Source organism: Streptomyces milbemycinicus, from assembly GCF_002154605.1.
In the GTDB taxonomy this organism is placed as follows: domain Bacteria; phylum Actinomycetota; class Actinomycetes; order Streptomycetales; family Streptomycetaceae; genus Streptomyces; species Streptomyces milbemycinicus.
The window spans coordinates 1-1,355 of the sequence record NZ_MUNE01001319.1 but is presented as its reverse complement, the minus strand read 5'-3'; the positions used below and the strand labels follow the sequence as shown (position 1 = coordinate 1,355).

The window sequence follows — 1,355 nt, the reverse complement described above, 5'->3', positions numbered from 1 at the left end:
CCGCCAACCCCGGCCGGGCCGCCGCCCGGCTGGAGGACGCGGTGTTCACCACCTCGACCGCCACGGTGGGCCCCTCCACCCGGCCGGTGTCCATTCCGGTGGCCTCCAGCGCGGGGTTCGTGGTCGGCGCCCAGGTCGTCATCGACGCGGTCCACGGCCTGGAACACAGCCAGGAGGCGCAGAAGATCACCAGGATTCCCGACGGCACCCATATCGAGGTCGCCGGGCTCGACAACGCGCACACCGGGTCCCCGACCGCGCCGTTCCCGGTCATGCAGCCGGGCGAGAAGGGCGAGCTGATCGCCGAATGGAACGAATACACCCCGACGTCGGGCACGGACATCGCGGTCACCAGCAATCTCTCGGCCATCTCCTGAAGGGCGTTGGTGCGTCATGGCCTCCGGGCTCGACACCCAGCAGATCACGATCTGCCCCGGCGAGGGCAACTTCACCCGGGGCGCGGGGCGGGTACGAGGCACCGCGAAGGGTGAAGAGAACACCATGGAGTGGCAGTGGGCCCAAGGGGCCATGTTCGGCTACTTCTACCCCGACTTCAAAGGCCGCTATCCCGAAGCGTCCTTCGTACTGGCCGAGAACGAGTACACGCGGCTGCTCACCAATCTGACGGGTCCTGACCGGTTGCTGGGGCGGCTGGTCAAGGAGTTCCGCAGGGACTACAAGGCCGGCGGGCAGCTGCGTCCCGACATTCTCGGGTTCTGTGCCAGGCCCCCGCAGGCCGGTCCGATCGTGCTGGAACTGCTGGAGGTCTCCACCGCGAATCAGGCGGTGCCCACCCTCAGAGACGACATCGGCTACAAGCTGAACAAGTTCGAGCAGATCATCCGCAGGCTCGATCCCGACATCAAGGAGGGCTTCAGCCTGACCTCCTACAGCGTTCAGGCCGGTGCCTCCAAGTGGCGGCCGATCCCCATGTACCAGCGGATCGTCCCGCTGCCGCCGTACACCGACGAACAGGGCAACAAGTACGTCGAGTGGATCTGCTTCCAGCCGACGTTCAACCGCAACTGGCCCTACGGAATCGACGGGCTGCTGCTGTACGAGATCCACCGCATGCCCTACAACTCCGACCTGGCGGTCGTACGCAAACTGATCGACGAGGAGAAACGCCGCCGAGCGGCCGCCCGGACCCCGTACGGCGTGACCCTGACCCCATGGCTGAACGAGGAATACCTCAACCGGATGCCGCGTGACCGGGACGCCCTGCGGTTGGCCGCAGCGGTCATGGGCGTCGGGCTGCTGGCGCTGCTCGCCATTGAGCTGCTGCCGGTGGTCGCGGGCCTGGAACTCGGCGCGGCGGCGGTCGGAACGGGCCTGGCCGAGGCGGGGGCGGGAGC

At 67.7% G+C, this 1,355-nt stretch carries 1 protein-coding gene and 1 pseudogene; both read left to right on the top strand.

The window, feature by feature from the left end; genetic code table 11:
• Positions 1 to 377, top strand: a pseudogene (locus CCN51_RS52850) (hypothetical protein); the annotation flags it as partial.
• A 16-nt stretch (positions 378 to 393) separates the two neighbouring features.
• Positions 394 to 1,355 (top strand): hypothetical protein (locus tag CCN51_RS52845; protein WP_143676289.1); only part of this gene is annotated, 962 nt, incomplete at its 3' end.